The organism is Methanolobus bombayensis (assembly GCF_017873415.1).
In the GTDB taxonomy this organism is placed as follows: domain Archaea; phylum Halobacteriota; class Methanosarcinia; order Methanosarcinales; family Methanosarcinaceae; genus Methanolobus; species Methanolobus bombayensis.
In genome coordinates this window covers 220,528-241,755 of record NZ_JAGGKD010000001.1, presented here as the reverse complement: position 1 = coordinate 241,755, position 21,228 = coordinate 220,528, and the positions used below count along the sequence as shown (strand labels likewise).

The 21,228-nt window shown below is 40.4% G+C and carries 23 protein-coding genes; 15 read left to right on the top strand and 8 right to left on the bottom strand.

The window, feature by feature from the left end; all coding sequences use genetic code 11:
• Window positions 1-192: 192 nt before the first annotated feature.
• Both J2746_RS01295 and J2746_RS01290 read left to right on the top strand, forming a co-directional pair.
• Complete coding sequence (locus J2746_RS01295) at window positions 193-984, top strand: helix-turn-helix transcriptional regulator (protein WP_209615060.1); 792 nt, start codon at window positions 193-195, stop codon at window positions 982-984.
• Between the two features lie 273 nt (window positions 985-1,257).
• On the top strand, window positions 1,258-2,016 hold the full coding sequence (locus J2746_RS01290; protein ID WP_245249914.1) for a coenzyme F420-0:L-glutamate ligase: 759 nt from the start codon (window positions 1,258-1,260) through the stop codon (window positions 2,014-2,016).
• Here the strand turns inward: J2746_RS01290 and J2746_RS01285 are convergent.
• Window positions 2,002-2,463, bottom strand: coding sequence for a deoxycytidylate deaminase (locus J2746_RS01285; protein WP_209615058.1), 462 nt, complete (start codon window positions 2,461-2,463; stop codon window positions 2,002-2,004). The two genes, J2746_RS01290 and J2746_RS01285, sit on opposite strands and share 15 nt — an antisense overlap.
• 114 nt (window positions 2,464-2,577) lie before the next feature.
• On the opposite strand from J2746_RS01285, the gene J2746_RS01280 reads away from it, so the two are divergent.
• The 6 genes from J2746_RS01280 to J2746_RS01255 all read left to right on the top strand — a co-directional run bounded on the left by J2746_RS01280 (window position 2,578) and on the right by J2746_RS01255 (window position 9,182).
• The gene (locus J2746_RS01280) at window positions 2,578-3,480 is read left to right on the top strand and encodes a protein translocase subunit SecF (RefSeq protein WP_209615056.1); all 903 of its coding nucleotides are present in this window, start codon (window positions 2,578-2,580) and stop codon (window positions 3,478-3,480) included.
• Complete coding sequence (locus J2746_RS01275) at window positions 3,477-5,168, top strand: preprotein translocase subunit SecD (protein ID WP_209615054.1); 1,692 nt, start codon at window positions 3,477-3,479, stop codon at window positions 5,166-5,168. The genes J2746_RS01280 and J2746_RS01275 overlap by 4 nt, the downstream gene beginning before the upstream one ends.
• A gap of 18 nt (window positions 5,169-5,186) precedes the next feature.
• On the top strand, window positions 5,187-6,230 hold the full coding sequence (locus J2746_RS01270) for an AAA family ATPase (RefSeq protein ID WP_209615052.1): 1,044 nt from the start codon (window positions 5,187-5,189) through the stop codon (window positions 6,228-6,230).
• A gap of 16 nt (window positions 6,231-6,246) precedes the next feature.
• Window positions 6,247-7,920, top strand: coding sequence for a tRNA uridine(34) 5-carboxymethylaminomethyl modification radical SAM/GNAT enzyme Elp3 (locus tag J2746_RS01265; protein WP_209615050.1), 1,674 nt, complete (start codon window positions 6,247-6,249; stop codon window positions 7,918-7,920).
• A gap of 81 nt (window positions 7,921-8,001) precedes the next feature.
• A complete protein-coding gene (locus tag J2746_RS01260) occupies window positions 8,002-8,361 on the top strand; it encodes a helix-turn-helix domain-containing protein (RefSeq protein ID WP_245249913.1) in 360 nt (119 codons plus the stop codon).
• Window positions 8,362-8,438: 77 nt separating this feature from the next.
• On the top strand, window positions 8,439-9,182 hold the full coding sequence (locus tag J2746_RS01255) for a MinD/ParA family ATP-binding protein (protein WP_209615048.1): 744 nt from the start codon (window positions 8,439-8,441) through the stop codon (window positions 9,180-9,182).
• Between the two features lie 15 nt (window positions 9,183-9,197).
• Here J2746_RS01255 and J2746_RS01250 read toward each other — a convergent pair whose 3' ends face one another.
• The gene (locus J2746_RS01250) at window positions 9,198-10,007 is read right to left on the bottom strand and encodes a hypothetical protein (protein WP_209615046.1); all 810 of its coding nucleotides are present in this window, start codon (window positions 10,005-10,007) and stop codon (window positions 9,198-9,200) included.
• 559 nt (window positions 10,008-10,566) lie between these two features.
• On the opposite strand from J2746_RS01250, the gene J2746_RS01245 reads away from it, so the two are divergent.
• Window positions 10,567-10,965, top strand: a complete 399-nt coding sequence (locus tag J2746_RS01245) for a DUF1699 family protein (RefSeq protein WP_209615044.1) — start codon at window positions 10,567-10,569, stop codon at window positions 10,963-10,965.
• A gap of 70 nt (window positions 10,966-11,035) precedes the next feature.
• Here the strand turns inward: J2746_RS01245 and J2746_RS01240 are convergent, their stop codons facing one another.
• Entirely contained in the window at window positions 11,036-11,455 is a 420-nt protein-coding gene (locus J2746_RS01240) for a secondary thiamine-phosphate synthase enzyme YjbQ (protein ID WP_209615042.1), read from the bottom strand.
• Between the two features lie 10 nt (window positions 11,456-11,465).
• Window positions 11,466-11,648 (bottom strand): hypothetical protein, encoded by a 183-nt coding sequence (locus tag J2746_RS01235; RefSeq protein ID WP_209615040.1) that lies wholly within the window; start codon window positions 11,646-11,648, stop codon window positions 11,466-11,468.
• A 139-nt stretch (window positions 11,649-11,787) separates the two neighbouring features.
• Here J2746_RS01235 and J2746_RS01230 point away from each other — a divergent pair, with 139 nt between their 5' ends.
• Both J2746_RS01230 and recJ read left to right on the top strand, forming a co-directional pair.
• A complete protein-coding gene (locus J2746_RS01230; protein ID WP_209615038.1) occupies window positions 11,788-12,285 on the top strand; it encodes a hypothetical protein in 498 nt (165 codons plus the stop codon).
• Window positions 12,286-12,295: 10 nt separating this feature from the next.
• Window positions 12,296-13,675, top strand: coding sequence for a RecJ family nuclease (gene recJ / locus J2746_RS01225; protein WP_209615036.1), 1,380 nt, complete (start codon window positions 12,296-12,298; stop codon window positions 13,673-13,675).
• A 34-nt stretch (window positions 13,676-13,709) separates the two neighbouring features.
• On the opposite strand, the gene J2746_RS01220 is transcribed toward recJ, so the two are convergent.
• The 4 genes from J2746_RS01220 to J2746_RS01205 all read right to left on the bottom strand — a co-directional run bounded on the left by J2746_RS01220 (window position 13,710) and on the right by J2746_RS01205 (window position 17,933).
• A complete protein-coding gene (locus tag J2746_RS01220) occupies window positions 13,710-14,465 on the bottom strand; it encodes a DUF128 domain-containing protein (protein WP_209615034.1) in 756 nt (251 codons plus the stop codon).
• Between the two features lie 98 nt (window positions 14,466-14,563).
• Entirely contained in the window at window positions 14,564-15,286 is a 723-nt protein-coding gene (locus J2746_RS01215) for a glucose-6-phosphate isomerase family protein (RefSeq protein ID WP_209615032.1), read from the bottom strand.
• A gap of 93 nt (window positions 15,287-15,379) precedes the next feature.
• Complete coding sequence (gene uvrC, locus J2746_RS01210) at window positions 15,380-17,176, bottom strand: excinuclease ABC subunit UvrC (protein ID WP_209615030.1); 1,797 nt, start codon at window positions 17,174-17,176, stop codon at window positions 15,380-15,382.
• Between the two features lie 7 nt (window positions 17,177-17,183).
• Window positions 17,184-17,933 carry a ribonuclease H-like domain-containing protein gene (locus J2746_RS01205; RefSeq protein WP_209615028.1) on the bottom strand — a complete coding sequence of 250 codons (750 nt, stop codon included), beginning with the start codon at window positions 17,931-17,933 and terminating at the stop codon, window positions 17,184-17,186.
• A 166-nt stretch (window positions 17,934-18,099) separates the two neighbouring features.
• Between J2746_RS01205 and mdh the strand changes: the two genes are divergently transcribed.
• The 4 genes from mdh (at window position 18,100) to J2746_RS01185 (ending at window position 21,183) form a co-directional block, all read left to right on the top strand.
• Entirely contained in the window at window positions 18,100-19,023 is a 924-nt protein-coding gene (mdh, locus tag J2746_RS01200; RefSeq protein WP_209615026.1) for a malate dehydrogenase, read from the top strand.
• Window positions 19,024-19,153: 130 nt separating this feature from the next.
• Window positions 19,154-19,426: a PRC-barrel domain-containing protein gene (locus J2746_RS01195; protein ID WP_209615024.1), complete on the top strand. Its 273-nt coding sequence runs from the start codon at window positions 19,154-19,156 to the stop codon at window positions 19,424-19,426.
• 3 nt (window positions 19,427-19,429) lie between these two features.
• Window positions 19,430-20,170 carry a tRNA(His) guanylyltransferase Thg1 family protein gene (locus J2746_RS01190; RefSeq protein ID WP_209615022.1) on the top strand — a complete coding sequence of 247 codons (741 nt, stop codon included), beginning with the start codon at window positions 19,430-19,432 and terminating at the stop codon, window positions 20,168-20,170.
• A 62-nt stretch (window positions 20,171-20,232) separates the two neighbouring features.
• A complete protein-coding gene (locus J2746_RS01185; protein ID WP_209615020.1) occupies window positions 20,233-21,183 on the top strand; it encodes a tyrosine--tRNA ligase in 951 nt (316 codons plus the stop codon).
• Window positions 21,184-21,228 lie beyond the last annotated feature (45 nt).

Here is a 21,228-nt window from a genome sequence, read left to right as displayed (position 1 = left end):
ATACTACTTCATCATATACAACAAAATCAGTATGTTTATATATTTCCAATCAGAATTTAAAAAAGGTTTTAAATGGGCGGTTGGGCTCAAGATTAAGTGAAAATGATTGTGTCACAGTTTCATCTATAAATAAATACGCAGTTAAAAGAGTTTTATCCTGAACATAGTCATCACAAAAGAGAATGAGAATCAATGAGACAAGCACTGATTGAAACTATTAGCAGGTCTGAAAAACGAAAGGATGTTTTATTACTCCTGCAGGACGGACCACTGAGTATGTCCACGATTTTGCAAACACTGGATGTTAGCAGAAATGCACTTCTCCCTCAAATGAAAATTCTGGAAGAAGGTCATCTGGTTGAAAAAGATAAACATAATGATGGCTACATGCTTACAAAATTCGGAAAGCTAATAGTCAGTGATCTGACTCCATTACTTGGAACTCTTGAAGTCCTTGAAGATAAAATGGAATACTGGATAAATCATTACACTGATTGCATACCACCGCAATTATTTAGCAGGCTGCGTGAACTGAAAGAATGCAAACTAATCGAGCCTGAATTATCCGAATCCATGGAACTGAGTAAAGAAGCAATCGATTTTGCTTTCAAATCCAAAAAAGTATGTGCTTTAGCTTCACTATATCATTCTGACTATTTTGAAATATACAACCACTATGCTCAGAACAATATCGAATTTCATTTCATTATGACTCAAGATGTCCTTGATAAGTTCATTGCTGAAGACAAACAGATGTTTGATAAACTTTTGAAAACGCCTCATCTTAATTTCTACATATACCCTGAAGATCCCGGATTGTCTACCATTTCATTTGTAGAGGACTGTTTGCTTTTAAAGCTTTTAAGAGAAGATAAACTCTACGACCCAAGATACCTATTATCATACAACAAAGAGGCAATCGCCTGGGGTGAAAAACTTTTTCAGTATTATCTCAAGCAGTCAGAACTGCTGCAAAGGACCTGAAAACAATTCCCACTTGTTTTCTTAACCCTATCTTTTCCCCAATAAGAAACGGAATGTGAAGCAAGCACTAAAATAATTTCCAATTTGCTGGTTGGTTGGTTGGCTTTTGGAACAATATCGAAACAGAGTGCTTACTTCAATAATCCACTCCCAACATATATTATTGGAAGTTTCGGATATAAACTAAACTTGTATGAATTTAACATGGCATTGTTAATTAACATAAGAGCATTATTCACAATAACATAATCATATCTATTGGAGAATCTCAAATTGAAAATACAGGTATTTACTGTAGAAAACATTCCTCTAATAAAAGAAGGAGACGACATTGCATCGATCATCTGTGAAAATACCACCATAGAAGATAATGACATTGTTGTAATAGCTTCCACAATTGTTGCCAAGGCAGAAGGAAGGATGTTCAGGCTTGAAGATATCATTCCCGGAGAAAAGGCACTAACAATTGCAAATAAGCATAATCTGGATGCAAGGTTTGTTCAAGCAGTTCTTGACCGCAGCAAGGAAGTGCTGGTAGATTATCCTATTTTCCTGGTTGAAACACAGAATGGGCATGTGTGTATCAAGGCAGGTATTGATGATTCAAACGTTAACACAGGCTATCTGGCAGACCTGCCTTCTAATCCTGATGAGAGTGCAGGAAAAATTGGAACAAAAGTTGAAAAGATCACAGGAAAAAGGGTCAGTGTTATACTAACAGATACAAATGGCAGAGCTTTTAAGATCGGACAAACCGGAATTGCTATTGGGGTTTACAAAATACATCCGATAAAGAACTGGAAAGGACAGAAAGACCTTTTCGGTAACATATTGGAAATTACCGAGGAAGCTATTGCAGATGAGATTGCAGGAGCAGCAAATTTGCTCATGGGAGAAGGAGACGGTGGATACCCGGTGGTAATTGTCAGGGGACTCCAGTTCAGATCAGAAGAATCATCTGTTCAGGAAATGTACCGCAGTGAACGTGAAGATATAGTTAAAAAAGGACTCCGCTGTTTAAGCAAAGTCTGATATCTGAATGTTTACAACCTCTACACCTGAGTCCTTGAAGAAACAAAGTGCATCTGTGTCAGGATAAGGCTGGATATAAACAACCCTTTTGATATTTGAATTTATTATCATTTTTGCACAGAGTATGCATGGCTGATGAGTGCAGTAAATTGTTGCACCATCTGTGCTCACACCATGCAAGGCAGCCTGGATAATAGCATTCTGCTCTGCATGTACCGCACGGCATTTTTCATGACGGGTGCCTGAAGCAATATTATTCTGCTGCCTGATACATCCTATATCAAGACAATGCTCCATATTTCTCGGTGCACCATTGTAACCTGTGGACAGAATACGTTTATCCCTTGCTATCACAGCACCTACCCTGTTTCGCAAGCAAGTGGAGCGTTTGGCCACAACCGTAGCAATCTCAAGAAAATACTCATCTATACTTGGCCTTTCAGTCATCGTTTAAATGAAGCAGTAAGTGGTATATATAAGTTGTAGTGTAAAGTGGTAATCATCAATTTCAATTATTTATATAGGAAGATTTAGAAGTTATTATTTCTGGAGCATAGAAACATGGAAGTCGGTTTGACTGAACGTTTAGATTCTTTTGTTAGAAAACATAACGATCGGCAGCTTGTAACATTACCTCTTGCTGTATTTGTTATTTCATTAATTATACTTGCAATGACTTTTGCAAGCAGTGGATCACCTGTGAAGCTTGGGATGGATTTTGAAGGCGGAACTATGATCTCTATGGCAACTCAGGAAAGTGTTTCAGCCATTGAGCAAAAGTATGCAGATTACCCGATCACTGACGTCAGACAGGCCGGATCACGCATAATAATGCAATTCGGGCCAATGAATAACGAACTGCAGCAGGAACTCGTAAGCGATGCTATAGATACCTACGACAATGTGGAAATCAATCAGATAGGACCTGTATACGGTGCAAGCCTGCAGAAACAGGCAGTTCAAGCAGTTATTGTATCATTCATAGGAATGGCCATTGTTGTCTTTTTGATATTCAAGACTTTTGTACCTTCTGTGGCAGTTGTTCTTTCAGCATTATCAGACATTGCTATCGCAGCAGCATTCATGAACATTGCAGGAATAGAACTGTCCCTTGCTACGGTGGCAGCTCTTTTGATGCTCATAGGTTATTCGGTAGACAGTGATATTTTGCTTACCACACGGGTTTTGAAACGACGTGGAACACCCCAGGAGAACATCAGCAATGCAATGCATACGGGTATTACAATGACAACAACAACCCTTGCAGCACTTGTGGCAATGTATTTTGTATCAACATTCTCCTACGTTCTCAGCCCTTCATTTTCACAGATAAGCCTTCTTTCAAACATATCCATTGTCCTCATCTTCGGACTGGTGGCAGATATGATGAACACATGGTTACTCAACACATCGATCCTCAGATGGCATGCCACAAATGTTGGAACAAGGAGGAGAAAAGCATGAGGGATGATGAAAAAGAACAAAGCCTGTTCAAAGACGCAAGAGTGATCATATTCATTATTGCAATACTTGCTTCTGTAATATTCATACAACCCTGGTACAGTTCAGACGAGGGGTTCTCAACTAACCTCAACTATGGACTTGACCTTGAAGGCGGTTCCTGGCTTCAGTTAAAACTACAGGGTGCTGTAGTACAACTTGATGCTGACAGCGGTCTTCTGGTAAAAGAGATTGTCAATATCAACCTTGCAGAAGACGTTACTATTACATCTGTGAATGAAGGAGAAGATGATTTAACAATAACTTTCACATCAGGTTCTGTGCTCACAAATAACCAGATGGATCAGATTGGCGTTGGTCAGACAACCATCTCCCGAAGCAACAATTTGACACAGGTGGAACTTCATACCTCTAAAGAAACACTCATCAGCGCCTATATTGCAGATTCCCTAAAAACGGAAGTAATCCCCACACTCATTTCCGATGGTGTGGAATACGAAATCAGGACTGCAATCACACAGGAAGAACTTGAATCTCTGATGGAAAAGGTTGGAGGCTCCATTGTAACTGACATTAATGGAGATCCGATCTATAAGGAAGGAGTATCAACTGAAACAAGGGACCTCACAAAAGAGATTCTCAGTGACAAACTTAATTCACTTGGACTTAAGGACATCCCGGTAAAAACAGTTGGTGATGACTATATTCTTATCGATTTTGCAGGAATTGATCTCGCAACAGCCAAGAATATTGCAGAAAAGCCCGGTAAATTCGAGATCAGAATTATAACTCAGGGCAACCAATCAAAGCACGTCCTTTACGGTGACGAGATAGAATCCGTAAGCATTGTAGGATATCATGAAGATGAAGGTCAATGGTACGTGCCTTTTACACTGACAGAGGCCGGTGCCCAGGCACTTCAGGAAATTGCCATTGAAACTGGAGCAACACTGGATCCTATGTCACACAACCTTGTAATGTACCTTGATGAGAATGAGGTTTACAGTGCACCTTTAAGTTATTCGGCAGCATCCAAACTTGAACAGGCACCAATATACTCATGGCAGGCATCAACAGGTGCAGATGAAGACAGCAAGACAAGGGCTGAAGAGTTACAGATACACCTGCGTGCGGGTGCTTTACCTGTTAACGTAGAACTTATGGGTTCAGGACATGTGGACGCAGCCCTTGGACAGCAGTTCAAGATACAGGCAGTCATTGCAGGTATGATAGCACTTCTTGCTGTTGCATTTGTGGTTTTCAGAAAATATAACAAGCCTGCAATACTGATACCAATGGTCAGCACTTCAATCAGCGAAGCAATAATGATACTTGGATTTGCAGCAGCTATCGGATGGCAACTGGACCTTGCAAGTATCGCAGGTATCATAGCTGCCATAGGAACAGGTATTGACCACCTTGTGATCATTACTGACGAAGTGCTTTATGAAGGGAAACTTCCACCAAAGAAAGTTTATCTTTCAAGAATAACAAAAGCATTCGGAATAATATTTGCAGCAGCTACAACAACCGTTATTGCAATGTCACCACTTGTTGTCATGGGCTTTGGAACCCTAAAGGGATTTGCCATCACAACAATTGTCGGTGTTCTCATAGGAATACTGATCGCAAGACCGGTATATGGTAAGGTAATACACGAAGTTCTTGCAGCAGAAGCAGAAGCTCAGTAAAGAAGGAGAAGTGATTAATTGAAAGATCTGTGGACTGTAAAATACCGGCCTAAGACCTTTGATGATATCGTCGGTAACGAACAATCACTGGACATGATCAGGAAGCTGGCCATGTCCAACAATCTTCCTCATCTGATATTCCATGGACCGGAAAATTCAGGAAAATCAAGCACAGCCTTTGCACTTGCTTTTGAGCTATATGGAGAAGATTATGAGCGCAACATGGCATATTTCAATGCATCCGATTTCTTTGAGCAGGGTAAAAGCTACCTTGTACGTGACAAGAGATTCCTGCGCATCCTGGGAACCGATGATCCTAAAAAGATATCAAGTAGTGTAATTCATATTTTTAAAGAGGTCATAAATGAATACTCCAGCATGGCACCAGTAGACGCCAGCTACAAGATCATATTCATTGACAATGCCGAATCACTGAATTCAGATTCCCAGCATGCCCTCAGGAGAATTATGGAAAAATACACCACAACATGCCGTTTCATTCTTTCCACCACCCAGCCTTCAAAACTGATAACTCCGTTAAGATCCAGAGGTCTGCAACTTTTCTTTACACATGTCTCTGATGATAAAATGATTAAATTCATCTCAAATGTTGCAGAGAGTGAAAATTTGAATATCAGTACTGAAGGAATTGATGCTCTTGTATACCATGCAAAAGGAAATGTCGCCAGAGCCCTGAACACCTTACAGGTTGCATCCATCCAGCCCGGGAATGAGAACATCGGTACACAGCAGATATATGATGCAACTCTTGGCGAGCAATCTGAGAATATCAGTAAGCTCTTTGAATCTATGCTTTCAAAGAATATACTTGAAGCCAGAAAATATATTGACCAGCTTATTCTTGGAGAAGGACTCTCCGGGCAGGAGATTCTCTTACAATTACACCAGGCTACTGTAAATTCAAATGAACCGGATGATATTATTGCCGGTTGGGTTACCAAGATTGCGGATACAGACCTCTACCTTACAGAAAGTGCAAATGAAAGGATACAGCTTGAAGCCCTTGCTGCAGGATTCTGTCAGATAGACACAGATATATGATCTTATTTGATTGCATATGAGTGATAAAGAGCGAACTAACTTTGAAACAGCATGTCGTGAAATACTTGACATGGTACTTGACGGTAGCATCAATGACGATAAAGAACTTAATAATGCCAAGAAAAAGATAGCAAAAAAATTCACCCTTTCAACTTTGCCAAAGAACGCGGACATCATAATTTCAGGGAATGACAAAGAACAGGAAATTGTCAGGGCTGTTCTGCAGCGCAAACCAGTCCGCACAATATCAGGTGTCGCGGTCATCGCTGCTATGACATCACCTGCACCATGTCCCCACGGGATATGTGTTCCGTGTCCGGGAGGGCCTGATTCTGATTTCCATTCACCTCAGAGTTACATGGGTAGAGAACCATCTACCATGCGAGCCATACAGTTCGAATACGACCCCTATAAGATTGTAACAAACAGACTTACCCAGTTAAAGCAGATAGGACATGAAGTTAAAAAAGCCGAACTTATAGTCATGGGTGGAACTTTTTCCTCCAGGTCTATTGACTATCAGGAGTGGTATACAAAACGTTGTCTTGAAGCCATGAACGACTTTTACGGAAACTCATGGAGACTGAACGCAAAACCAATTGGTAAAACAATCCCATATTACACTATTGAGGATGTCCAGAAGGCGAATGAGACTGCAGAAGTAAGGAACACCGGAATCACTTTTGAAACGCGTCCTGATTGGGCGAAAACACATCATATTGACAAGATGCTTGAACTTGGTGCCACCAAAGTTGAGATTGGAGTACAGAGCACCTATGATTTCATACTTGAAAGAATGAAGCGTGGACACACGGTTGCTGAAAGCATAGAGGCTAACAGAATACTCAGGGATAGTGCTCTGAAAGTCGGATTTCACATGATGCCAGGACTTCCTGGCACTGATATGGAGATGGACATCAGGAACTTCAAACGCCTTTTTGATGAACCGGGATTCAGGCCTGATTACCTGAAGATATATCCCACACTTGTCACTGAAGGTACTGAACTTTATCAGATGTGGAAAGAAGGTAAGTATCAGGCTATCGAGGATGATGAAGCTACACTGCTACTTTCAGAGATTAAATCCTTCATTCCAAAATGGGTCAGGCTTCAACGTATCCAGAGAGATATCCCATCCCCCCAGATACTTGCAGGGGTCAGAAAAAGCAATATACGGCAGCTTGCACACGAACATCTGGAAGAGCATGGAGGAAAATGCCGTTGTATCAGGTGTCGTGAAGTCGGACATAATGTTTTGAGAGGAAATGAACCTGACACAGAAAACATTGAATTGACTGTGGAATCCTATGAATGTTGCGAAGGTGAGGAACACTTTATTGCCTTCGAAGATGCCAAAAAGGACATACTGATCGGTTTTCTAAGATTGAGATTCCCGGCCAGTCCACATCGCAAGGAGCTGTCCCATGCTGCTCTTGTCAGAGAACTACACATATACGGTTCAACTGTAGCTGTTGGAAAAGAAGCAGGTATGAATGACTGGCAACACAGAGGTTATGGAAGAGAGTTAATATCATACGCTGAAGAACTTTCATTAAACGAGGGTTACAAAAAACTTGCCATAATAAGTGGTATCGGAGTGCGTGAATATTATAGAAAAGCCGGTTATGAACTGGAAAAAACATACATGGTAAAAAGCTTACAGAAAGACTTGAGCAGAAAGTTTTATTAGTATGTATGACAGATGATTGTATATACAAACAGACATAAAATGGTCTGAATATTCTGATGATGAAATACAGGAGACATAATATTGGACTCTGAACTCCTAGAACAAATTGTCACTAACCTAAAAGATATAAATTCCAAACTTGACAAGCTCATAGTGCAGGTCGAGAACAGGGATGAGCAGGTAAGTGAAAAGGACAGGATTATGGCTGATTCACTGGATGTGATTACACTGTTATCCCTCCCGGACCATTTGAGGACGACTGCCACAACACTGTTTGAGATCGGACCTGCAACTGCAGATGAGATAGCAAAGATAACAAATAAGGAGAGAGCTGTTGAAAGTAACTACCTTAACCAGCTTGTCAGAATGAACCATGTCGTAAAGTACAGGGAAGGAAGGAAAGTTTATTTCCGTATAAACGACAGCTTAAAGAAAAAATAATATATGATGACATAAATGCTTCTTTCTGCCTAACGGAACTTTTGATATATCTAAACAAAAAGTATTACTGAAGAAACATGACACTAACATTAGCAATCCACTCTTCCAAAGGCGGTACAGGAAAAACCAGTATTGCAGTGAACCTGGCAGTCGCTTTTGCAGCTTCCGGGAAAAACACGTGTCTTATAGATCTTGATCTTAGGGGACCGTCACTCTGCTCCATGTTTAAACCCAGAAGTCACTTCTGGATTAACGATTTTCTTTCAGGAAAATGCAGCATAAAAGACACACTCACCGATATAAGAGATGAGGTTGGAACAAAAGCACATCTTTATCTTAGCTTTTCAAACCCTGAAATAGGGGAAATTAGAGATCTTGTAAGCAAAGACCGCGACTGGCAGGCAGGTGCTTTGAAAGCCCTTATGAACGGAAAGAAAGAGCTTGCTGAAAGAGGTCTTGATGTGATAATATTCGATACCAGCCCCGGAGTTGAATATGAATCGATCAATGCTGTGGCAGCATCCGATATGGTAATCATAGTACACAATGATACAAGTGCATGTACAAGTTGTACAGAACAATTGATCACCGGAGTATATTCACTTCTTGACAAAAAATGTGCTATAATAGACAACATGTACCATGGAAATTGCCTTGATCTAATTGATAAAGAGAGATATGGCGTACCGATACTTGCAACTATCCCATGCATGTGTGAGATAGCAACCAGAAGTAAGGAAGAAGTCCTGGTACATACAGATCCTGATCACATGTTCTCAAAGAGCATAGTCTCGATCAAAGATAAAATAGAAATTATGTAATAAGTCTTAAAGCATTTATTTTTCCTTTTCAAGGATATTCATAACATCTTTTTTGATGTATTCATCCATGTCACGAGATTTACGTTCATTTATATCCTGTTCAATATCGTCTGATGAAAGGAGAATATCCTTGAAAACGACCACCAGAACATATACAAGAAATGCAGGGAAGAATGCAAGTATAGTTCTTTCAACAGGATAGACAAGAATTACAGACTCATAAGCAGTTGCAGGAAGATCATACAAAAGATGATATGCAGTGCTGCCTGCCAGATGGTCTGTCAAAACCCCAAGTAATGATGCAAAGAACAAAGAGATGAAGATGAATATTTTAGAAGTGACACTTTTTTTAAGAATGTGACTTTCAAAAAAGACAAAAGCTCCCAGCACTAATACATGATACCATGGATACAGATAGGCTGTTCTACCCACATCAAAAAGATACCATATACAAATGAGAGAGAAGAAAATACCTTTGGCAGCCTTGTGCTCCCTGTTAACAATGAGACCTGAAACTATCGAAGTCATGGCATTGAAGACCAACGAGAGCATTGCAAAGGCACTCATTGAAAAGAAAGTCCCGGCACTAAGCTTATACAAAGAGAATCCCGAAAGAGTTACAAGAGAACCCCAAAAAGGACCAAATAGCATCCCGTTAAGTGCGCTAAAAGAATTTGTGGAACTTATCTGAACATTATCAATACCTACAACTTCCATGAAATCAGGCATGTATATCGAAAAATACGTCAAAACTATGCCAAATGCAATGTAAACTACTTTTACGTCATTTTTTACTCTTAGCTTTGGCAACAGTTTGGGATACACGTCTCTTAAATTGGAATCGTATTTATATAAACTTTTACATCTTGACAGAACTAAGTGACTAAAAAAACGTATTGATAAGCATTTCTTTTTTGAAGATTGAAAATTAAGACATGGATTAGTGTATATACATTTGTATACTTTAAGAGAACATTATGAATAATACTTTTTTGTAATGTTGATATACAGATACACACATGCTGATTTGTTGTTAATCTTTGCAAAGTTTCTTAACGGGCAACTCAATAATACCAATATTGAGTACAAAATATAAAATCATTATTTTTCAGTCATGATAAAATAATTAGATATTTGAATTTAAAAAAACACAACACTACTGAAAAATAAAATTAAATATGAACACGTTGATACCGGTATTGCGAAGTAAACACAATACAATAAAATTAAATAATTATACCATTAAACTACATTATATCATCAATATAATGTTATACTAGCAACCTTTAAATAAAAGTTTGTATATACAGCAATTTTTAGAGAGTAAATTTCTCAGAACGAAATTGTAAAATTTGGCAAAACGGAAAAAATAGGAAGGTTAAACATGAAAATAAGAGTTGTAAGTTCAAAAGAAGAGATCGATTCACTTGGTCCAAATGAAGAGATCATCCACCTGGCATTCAGACCATCAAACACAGACATCTTTTCCCTTATAATGAAATGTCCTAACGTAAAGGCACTGCACATCCCAAGTTCATACAAGAGAACAATATCAAATTCCGCAAAGATGTACCTTGAGATGCAGGGAATCGAGCTCCTCGAAGGAGATGTATGGGGTCACAGAAAGGACATCAATGAATACTCTGAAGTTTCACAGAGTGTATATGACCGTATTGCACAGTATAAGCAGGACGGACTTTCTGATGAAGAAGTAGAAGATAAGATGATCAGAGAAACAAGGCTCAGTGCCGATTTCGTTAAGTTCCTAGTTAAACAGGGATAAACACTCACCCGCTTCCGGCAAAAGCCGGAAATCACTCTTTTCTTTATACAGAACATTAATATTCTGTACTTCATTCTCCGCAAATCTGAACAAATATTTTTCTTGAGCGGGGACGATTATCCATATCCACAAGAATTATTTGTTGCCATGTGCCAAGTAGCAGTTTTCCATCCATCAGTGGAAACGATTCACTTTGCCCGATAAAAGAAGCCCGTATATGAGAGTGACCGTTACCATCATGCCATCTTTCATTATGATGATAAACACGTCCTTCAGGAGCCAGCCTTTCAAGAGTTTCTTTCATATCCTGAACAAGGCCGGGTTCATATTCTATTGTAGTTATAGCTGCAGTCGAACCTGGAACATATACAAGAACAATACCATTGTTTAGACCGGATGAAATTACTATCTCCGATACACCGGCCGTAATATCAATAACATCTGCATTTCCTGATGTATCAAGATCAAAGTTCCCGCTGTAAACTGCCATTATTTTAGTCTCACTGCATTTCATTCAGTTTCATGCCGATAAAAGACATGACAAGTATGAATATCACAAGTGCTCCGATAAAACCATATTCCTGAGTAATGGAATTTTCCATCTGGTGGGAGAGAGCGAACAGTATAATCAATAATATTACTGAGCCAACTGAAGAGATAATCTCAAGGTTTTTCTTATTCATCATTGCTAATTGAGTTCACATATACATGAATCTATCGAACAGGAAACATGCCAGTTTTATGGCAGGAATACTTTCACCCTACAGTGCAATATTAAATATAACATTAAAAATAATATAATTCCAAAAACGTGATTTTGCTATGACAGAATTTGAAAGGGAACTTGTCAAGTCATTCAATGCTTTCTTTGAAGAGAAAAACATGAAAGGTGTAGCGTATCGCCTGAAGCAGCACAGATTCACATCCCAGTTTCTTGATGTACTCGTAGATTCACTTGACCCTGACCATTACATGGGCATTGAATGTAAAAGCATATCCGTTCATAAAGGTGCAAAGGCACTTTATTTCACGCAGCACTTCACAACAGATAAGAAAGGTGTACACCAGATAGATAGAATATCTGATTTCCTGCTTAGATCAGGAAGATCAGGATTTCTTGCAGTGGAACTTAGAATGGGCGTGGGACGTACACGGGAAGCATATATGATTCCATGGACCGAGCTGTGTCGCAGATATCACGAAGAAGGAAATCCAAAGGTTACAGTGCAAGAGATACAGCAATTCCCAAAGATTGAAAGAGAGAGCAACAAATACCTGATAGACCCGAAAGGATGGAAAAAACTCAGGTTGATCGAATAAGAGGATTAAAATGTCTGAAACCATGGCAATTATGGCAGAAAGAGCCAGGAAATGTGCTGAAGAGATTAAGAAATATGATGAGGTGCAACTGGTATCGCACATTGATGCTGACGGTATCACTTCAGGAGCCGTCATTGCAAAGGCCCTTGAAAGAGCAGGCATAGGTTATGACATGATGTTCGTAAAGCAGCTTGATGAAATTATTGTAAAGGACCTTGCAGACATCAATCCGGAACTTACGATATTTACAGACCTTGGAAGCGGACAACTGGGACATATTGCAAATTATGGACTGAATGCAGTTGTTTCAGACCACCACAGACCACAGGGAGATACAGAATTCCACCTGAATCCACATCTTTTCGGTGCTAATGGTTCCTACGAAATAAGCGGATCAGGCACAACATTCATACTTGCAACACAACTGGGAGATAACCGAGACCTTGCAGACCTTGCCATAGTGGGATGCGTAGGTGATATGCAATACAGGAAATTTGGCAAACTTGTCAGCCTTAACAGAATGATACTTGATGCAAATCCCGGAGTAATAGCATCTATTAATGATATTTCACTTTTCGGAAAACAGACAAGACCTGTCTATAAGATGCTGCAGTTCTCATCAGACCCTTTCATACCCGGACTTACTGGCAATGAAGATGCATGCATTGATTTCCTTTCAAATATCGGACTTCAGTTTGCAAATGATGAAAAATGGAGAAGATGGATAGACCTTTCTGAAGAGGAGAAAAAGAAAGTAACATCATCACTCCTGCAGCATGCGATGCAAAGCGGAATGTCCCCATACAATGTTGGCAGACTGGTTTCTGAAGGATATATACTTCTGGCAGAACAGGAAGGCACTGAAATGAGAGATGCAAGTGAGTATTCAACACTCCTGAATGCAACCGGAAGATACATGCAGGCTGAAGTCGGAATGCAGGTCTGTATGGGTGACCGGGACAAAGCATATGTGGAAGCACAGGATCTGCTGCATAACCATCGAAAGAACCTTGTTGACGGACTGAATTTTGTCAGGGACAATGGAATCACACATCTTTCCCATATGCAGTATTTTGATGCAGGAAGTGCAATACCTGAAACTATCGTTGGAATCGTGGCAGGCATGAGCCATTCATCTGCAGGAAATAGGAAACTTCCGATTATCGCTTTAGCAGACAAGGACGATGGTTATAAGGTTTCAGCAAGGGGAACCCAGGAACTTGTTAACAGAGGACTTAATCTTGCAGAAGCATTGAGCATCGTTTGTCAGGAACTCGGGGGTGCCGGAGGCGGACACGATATCGCTGCCGGAGCAACAGTACCTTTCGGCAAAAAAGAAGAATTCATCCAGAGACTTAATTCGGCAATTGCTGCCCAACTAAGTCAATAATAGTAGCAAGTTCCCAAAAGAATTGTGAACCACATCAGACCAGGTCATTGATGTGGGACAATTCATTAATGTCAATAAGAGTGGACATTGCATTTGTTCTGATAGGAATACCGTGTTCCTGAACAATTGCCATTGGATTGGTACCACCGATAACCACAATACCAAGATGATCTCGTTCCACAGGTACATCGAGTATTCTGGTGTTTGGTTCACCAACTTCAAGAATTCCGTTTATTCCTGCATCCACCATATCAGCAAGAGTGCTATCAATAGTGTCCCTTGCAACCATTGGAGCTTCACGCAGGTTTGCAAGTATTTTACCTGAACCCGTCTTCAACATACTCATTACGGAGGTCAGTTCCTGTGACATAAGAACTTCAAGTGGGTCTATTGTAGTACTCTGGTATGTCAGCACATTTGTGAAACGTAACGGTTCACCATCACGAATCTCAACAAGACCACCGAAACGTGGCTTAACCATAACACCTGCTTTGAGAAGAAGACCGTCAATAGTAATACTACAAACAGTTGCAAAACCGACCTCATCTTTGTCAATCTTTCGGTCACCTATTGAATCTCCCTCATGGAGTATCTTAAGTAATGGACTTACAGCAAGTCCGCTGTTTATAGCCATACTGAAGATCTTGAGAACATCATCAAAATCTCTTTTGTCAATAAGGGAAAGGTTCACAATAACATCACCTTTCATAGTTTTTGGATCAAAGGTGGTTCTGAACATCAAATCCTCTATTTTTGATGATGTAAACTGAATACGCTGGTTCATTTGCAAAGATATACCTCTACCGTTTTGTAATTGCTTTATTTCTAAGAACTAGTAACTAACAGGCATTTATAGTTTCGCATATGGAACAGGAAGGTGGCAGGTGATCAAACCTTGCCGAATATCTCCGGATGATCCTGCGGATGTACAAGGAAATCAAGTTTTTCGATTTCTTTTACCATGATATACATGTCTGTTCCACAGAAAAGATTGGCCTCAGGATAATCCTGTGGTTTCACATACCTGATATCAGGAACAGATGGATAATCTGGATTCTTAACAAAACCATCTTTCAATAGATAATAAGCTCCACCGGACATCTTTTTGACAGGCCCATAAAGGGATGAGAAATCACGGCATACCCAGTTGGCCATTTTCAATGTTTCCTGTGAAGCATTGATTGTTATATGTCCGTAATCAGGTGGTACCAGAACAAGATCACCTGCTGTTGCTTCACAGACAATCACATCTACAACTTTTCCATTTTCGGCTTTCTGGAGAAGATATGTTGCTTCACCTTCAAGCACCTGATAAAGTTCGGCATATGAAATATGATGACCTTCCACAGCCGGATGATAGTGACCTGCTGTCTTTACATACTCATCACCAAGCATAGCAGGCGGAATTATAGTTATATCATAACGAAGCCTGTTCTCAACTATTCTTTTATGATCTGCCTCATCTGCAGAAAGATCACGATACATGTAATAAAGCTCAATATTGTCCTGTGAACGCAGCCACTGCTGGTCGTGTACTACTTCGTCCATATCATGCAGCATCCTGATATCAGGATTGTGACTTTTCCCGTAAAACTCCAGTTCATTTCCCATATGATCACACTTTATAATTTGCACAAAATTTTTATAATCAATATTGGAGCCCACAGTATTTATTTTTGCCGCAAATAGAATAATTAGATCTGATTATTTATTGAGATGATCCAGTATCTTCTGAGCGAGATTTCGGCTGATCCCATCAATAGATGCAAGGTCTTCCACTGATGCCATTCTTATTTTGTCGATGGAATCAAAATTCTCAAGCAAGGTCTTCTTTCTTGAAGAACCAACACCGGGAATAGAATCCAGTTTTGAGTGGGTAAGACTTGCAGACCGCCTCCTGCGATGTGAGCTTACAGCAAACCTGTGAGCTTCATCACGAATATGCATGAGCAGTTTCAGTGCAGGAGAACTGTGAGGAAGAATTATAACTTCATCCGGGCCTTTCTTTGTAGTAATTATATGCTCGAATCTTTTTGCCAGACCAATCATAGGAATATCAAGTCCCAGTGCATCCAGGGAAGATTTTGCAGCACCTACCTGCCCCGGACCCCCGTCTATAAGAATCAAATCCGGCAGCTGTTCTTTGCTCTTCAATAAACGTGAATATCGCCTGTACACTACTTCAGCCATCATAGCAAAATCATCAATTCCCTTTACGGTTTTGATGTTGTGCTGGCGGTACTTGCTGTTTGAAGGTCTTCCGTTCTCAAAATACACCATTGAGCCTACAGCATTGGTTCCTGAAATATTGGAAATATCAAAACCTTCAATATGCAGAGGAAGCGTTTCAAGAGAGAGAACGTCTTTCAGAGCCTCAAGTGCTTCAATAGCTGATTCAGAAGGAGTTGATTTCAAGCCTGCCATCCGTTTTGACATCTCAGCATTTCTTGCAGCCATTTCCACCAGTTTTTTCTTGTCCCCTCGCTGTGGAACATGTACACGCACATCCCTGCCAGACCGCTGACAGAGCCATTTTACGATCAGTTCACTGTCAGGAAGTTCGTACTGCACAAGAATCTCCGGAGGAATCGGTGAATCCTGATAATACTGCTTGACAAACTGAGCCACAGATTCCTCGATACTTTCCGAAGAATTGGCACCCAGAAGTGTAAAGTCAGCCTTACCAACCATACTTCCCTGGCGAATATAGAACACCTGAATGTAGATAGTTTTCTCATCTGAAACCGCTGCAATGACATCACGGTCATCTGTTCCCGATGTTGCAATCTGCTGTTCGGATATTGATCTAACAGATTCGATCTGGTCCCTGATAATTGCGGCAGATTCATAGTCCTGCTGCTCTGCAAAAACACGCATCTTTTCTTCGAGCTCTTTCAGAAGACCTGAAGTTTCACCTTTCAGCAGACTCACGGCTTCCATGACTCTTCTGTGATATTCCTCTTTATCTATACCTTCTTTACATGGAGCCATACATCGTTTTATATGATAATTAAGACATGGCCTCGTTTTTCCTGGCTCGATCTTCTTCTTGCATTGCCTGAGCATGAAGATTCGGGAAATAATATCAAGAGTAGTACGAAGACCTTTTACATTTGTATAAGGACCAAAGTAAAGTGCTCCGTCCATGCGCCTTCTGCGAGTGATAAATATGCGTGGAAAAGCAGAGTTTACAGTAACTTTGACATATGGATAGCGTTTGTCATCCTTCAGGCGAACATTGTAACGTGGCTTGTACTTTTTGATAAGGTTTGCTTCAAGTACAAGGGCATCCACCTCAGAATCAGTAATAATATACTCAATATCATCTATGTGTTTTACAAGGGTGATAGTTTTAGGAGAGAGATTCCTCTTTGACTGGAAATACTGACGCACCCTTTTATCCAGAGATTTGGCCTTGCCTACATATATCACGTCCCCGGAAGTATCTTTCATCAGATAGACACCGGGAAGTGCAGGAAGTGTTTTCAGATCGAACTTCATGCTGAGATTATTGAGAGAATTTATTTTCTATAAAACGAGGAAGTGTCAGGTCAATGATGGTTTTGAGATTGACAATGTCCTCACGATTGTATTTCAGGAGAAGGTCAAGAGCCTCTTCGTCACCGCGTTCATACTGGTGCCAAAGACGAACAGCGTCAAAACCACTGATACCTACGGTTTCATCAGCTCTTGAGATGCCCAGGTCACACTCAATCTTTTTGAGACCGCCTGTGAGCTTTATACGGCGCAGCGGATACATCAGGTCTGCATGAAGCTGGTTGAACTCGACCTCAGGGAACTCGCGCTTTATGAAAGGAAGATCGAACCTTGCACCGTTAAAGGTCACAAGATATTCATATTTCGGGAAAATGTCCACAATATCATCAAGGTCAATGCCTTTTACAAATGTCCTGGCTTCCTTTCCGTCATATATCCCTACAACTGTGATATATGAACTTCCGGGAGACAGGCCTGTAGTCTCTATATCCACATAAGCTACTTTGTCAGAGAATTCCCTGAAAGCCCTCCAGTGTTCGGATGAAGGAAGTGATTTTGCGAAAAACTCAAAATCACGGACTTCAAGATGTTCCACTGAATCCCGGATTCCTGTCATTATCATGTCTTTTTTAGAAGGTGGTATCAGGAGACAATCATGATTCCCCATGAACTCGTCCCAGGTTCTGATACCATTGGACCATATCTTTTTTTCCACGGTTGCACCGATCCGCGGCATATGAATGTAAGTACTTGTAAGCATGATGTATTCCCTTTTTTATTTATAACAGAAGGTATTGATAACTATATTTCCTGGCTGCAAGTGCTAAATAAAATAAGCTCCGATATATACATATTGGATTCAATTCCCACAATTTGACGAAGTACATTTATACTACATATTTTATCAAACCCAGCAGGAGATTAACATGAACAAAGTTGCAGTTATCGGTTCAGGCAATGTAGGTGCCACCACGGTCCAGAGACTTGCAGAACTTAATATAACCGACGTTGTAATGCTTGACATAGTTGAAGGACTGCCACAGGGGAAAGCACTTGACATACTCCAGGCAGCTCCACTTATGGGTTACGATGTTGATATTACCGGAACGAATGACTATGCAGACATTGCCGACTCTGATATTGTCGTGGTCACTGCAGGAATTGCACGCAAGCCCGGAATGGACAGGAGTGACCTGCTGGCAACAAATATCAAGATCACACAACAAGTTTGTGAGAATATTGAGAAGTATGCGCCTGATTCCATAATAATGACTGTAACAAATCCTCTTGATATCATCACTTATGCAGCACTTCGCTGCACCCAGTTTGACAGGAACAGGGTTTTTGGAATGAGTGGGTTGCTGGATTCGAGTCGTTTTGCATCTTTCATCGCAAAAGAAATGAACTGTTCAGTGAGAGATGTTAGTGCCATGGTACTTGGAGGACATGGAGACTCAATGGTCCCGCTTCCGGAATATTCAACTGTATCTGGAATACCTCTGAGCAAACTCATGGATGAAGAAACTATCAAAAGAATAGTTGACAGGACAATCAATGCCGGTGCTGAGATCGTGGGGCATCTCAAGAACGGAAGTGCTTTTTATGCACCCTCTGCTGCCATAACAATTATGGTGGAAGCAATACTGAACGATACAAAAAGAATAGTTCCTGCATCTACATTCCTTAACGGTGAATACGGGCAGCATGACATCTGTCTCGGGGTACCTGTAAAACTTGGAAGATGTGGAGTTGAGGAGATCATCGAACTGGAACTCACTGATGAGGAAGCAAAATCTCTTCAAAAGTCGGCTGAAGCAGTAAAAGAGGGAATTGCAACCATAAGGACATAATAAAGTATTCAAAACTCAAGTTCAAAGAAGTGGTGGATTTGCAGAGCTTAAAAGAGGACATAAGACACGGAATTTCCGACTTACATACAAATATTCATATATAAGTAAAATAAAAGAGGGTAGGGATATCATGCGTGCAGACATAACTTCACTTTTTGGATTGAACATTTATACCGAAACAGGTACATATGTAGGTAAAGTCGCTGACCTTGTGTTAGACGTCGATGAGAGAACAGTCAGAGGACTTGCGGTTTCTGACATTAACAGAGATATATTTGATGTCACTTCAAAAGGAGTTATTCTTCCTTACAGGTGGGTTGTAACTTCAGGCGATATCGTGCTTGTGAGAAATGTGGTAAACAAGTTCAGAAAAGCTAATAAAGTGGTTGAAGAAGAAGATTGAGCCATGAAAAGGCGAGAGATCTATTCTGATCTGCGTTGCATACCGCCTGTGATCGTGCGCATTGATGGCAGGAATTTTAAGAATGCGCTGTCACGCATGGGTTTTGAAAAACCTTATGATGAGAAGTTCACATCCGCGATTGTAGAGGCTATTGAGTCCTTTTTTAAGAAAAGCGGATTGAGCCCTGTTTTTGCTTACACTTTTTCTGACGAGATCAGCTTTTTTTTCAGGGATAATGCCTTTGACGGCAGGATAGAAAAGATCGATTCAGTCATCCCATCTTACATCAGCAGCGCTTTTTCACTGGAACTCGATCCTGAAGAACCCGTATCCTTTGATTCCAGAATAATTCCGGTTCATGAAGAAGATGTTCGTGAATATCTTATCTGGAGACAGGATGAAGCATGGCGTAATTGTATCAATTCCTATGCTTACTACACCCTTATTTCCGAAGGGATGGAAGAACATGAAGCTGCTAAGATGCTTAAGAATAAAGTAGCTTCTGACATGCATGAACTGCTTTTTGAAAGAGGAGTCAATATCTCCAAGGTTCCCGCATGGCAAAGGCGTGGAATTATTGTAATGAAAAAAGAGACTGAGATTGAAGGATTCAATCCTCACCTGAATGTTAAAACTACAAGCACTAGATCAAAAGTGTTTACTGACTACGAGATTCCAATATTTTCTTCAGGAGAGGGGGAAGCTTTTCTTGAAAAACTCCTTGCTCAAAAAGCAGACGGGTAAAATAAGAAAAAGCATTTAAAGAGGGATGTGATTATACATTCCACGATTTATAAGGTGAACCTATGGATAAACTTGAGCTTATAAAAAGAAATGTACAGGAAATAGTGACTGAGGACGAACTTAAACAGCTTCTGGAAACAAAGGAACATCCTACAGCCTATGTCGGATATGAGCCAAGCGGTAAGATCCATATGGGACACGTCCTCACTGTAAACAAGCTGCTTGACCTTCAGAAAGCTGGTTTTAAGATCACTGTACTTCTTGCTGACGTGCATGCATACCTCAACAAGAAAGGAACACTTGAAGAGGTACGTGAGATCGCAGATTACAACAAAAGATGCTTCATTGCACTGGGACTTGATGAAGAGAACACTAAGTTCGTTTATGGCTCCGATTACCAGCTAGGACAGGAGTATATCCTTAATGTACTGAAACTTACACGTAGCACAACCCTGAACAGGGCGACAAGGAGTATGGATGAAGTCGGAAGAAAGATGGAAGACCCATCGGTATCCCAGATGGTCTACCCAATCATGCAGGCAGTAGACATCGCGATGCTTGATGTTGATGTTGCAGTTGGTGGAATAGACCAGAGGAAGATCCACATGCTCGGAAGAGAAGGACTCCCTGGACTTGGATTTAAAGCTCCTCTGTGTATCCATACACCAATTCTTCTGGGGCTTGATGGTGAGAAGATGTCATCTTCCAATAACAACTTCATATCCGTTGACGACAGTGAAGCAGACCTGAAGAAGAAGATGAAGAAAGCATTCTGCCCTGCCGGACAGCTTGAAGATAATCCGGTAATGGAACTTTTCAAATACCATATCTGCCCAAGGTATGAAGAGATCGTTTTTGAAAGACCTGAGAAGTTCGGTGGTAATCTTGTATGCAACAGCTATGAGGATATTGAAAAGGTATTCGCATCCGGTGAGCTTCATCCAATGGATCTTAAGAACGGTGCTACAAAGTACATGAACATGATACTTGAAGTTGTAAGAAGCGTAATTTAAAATGAGGCATATCCCCTGAATGGTAATTTATATATTATGTCTGCA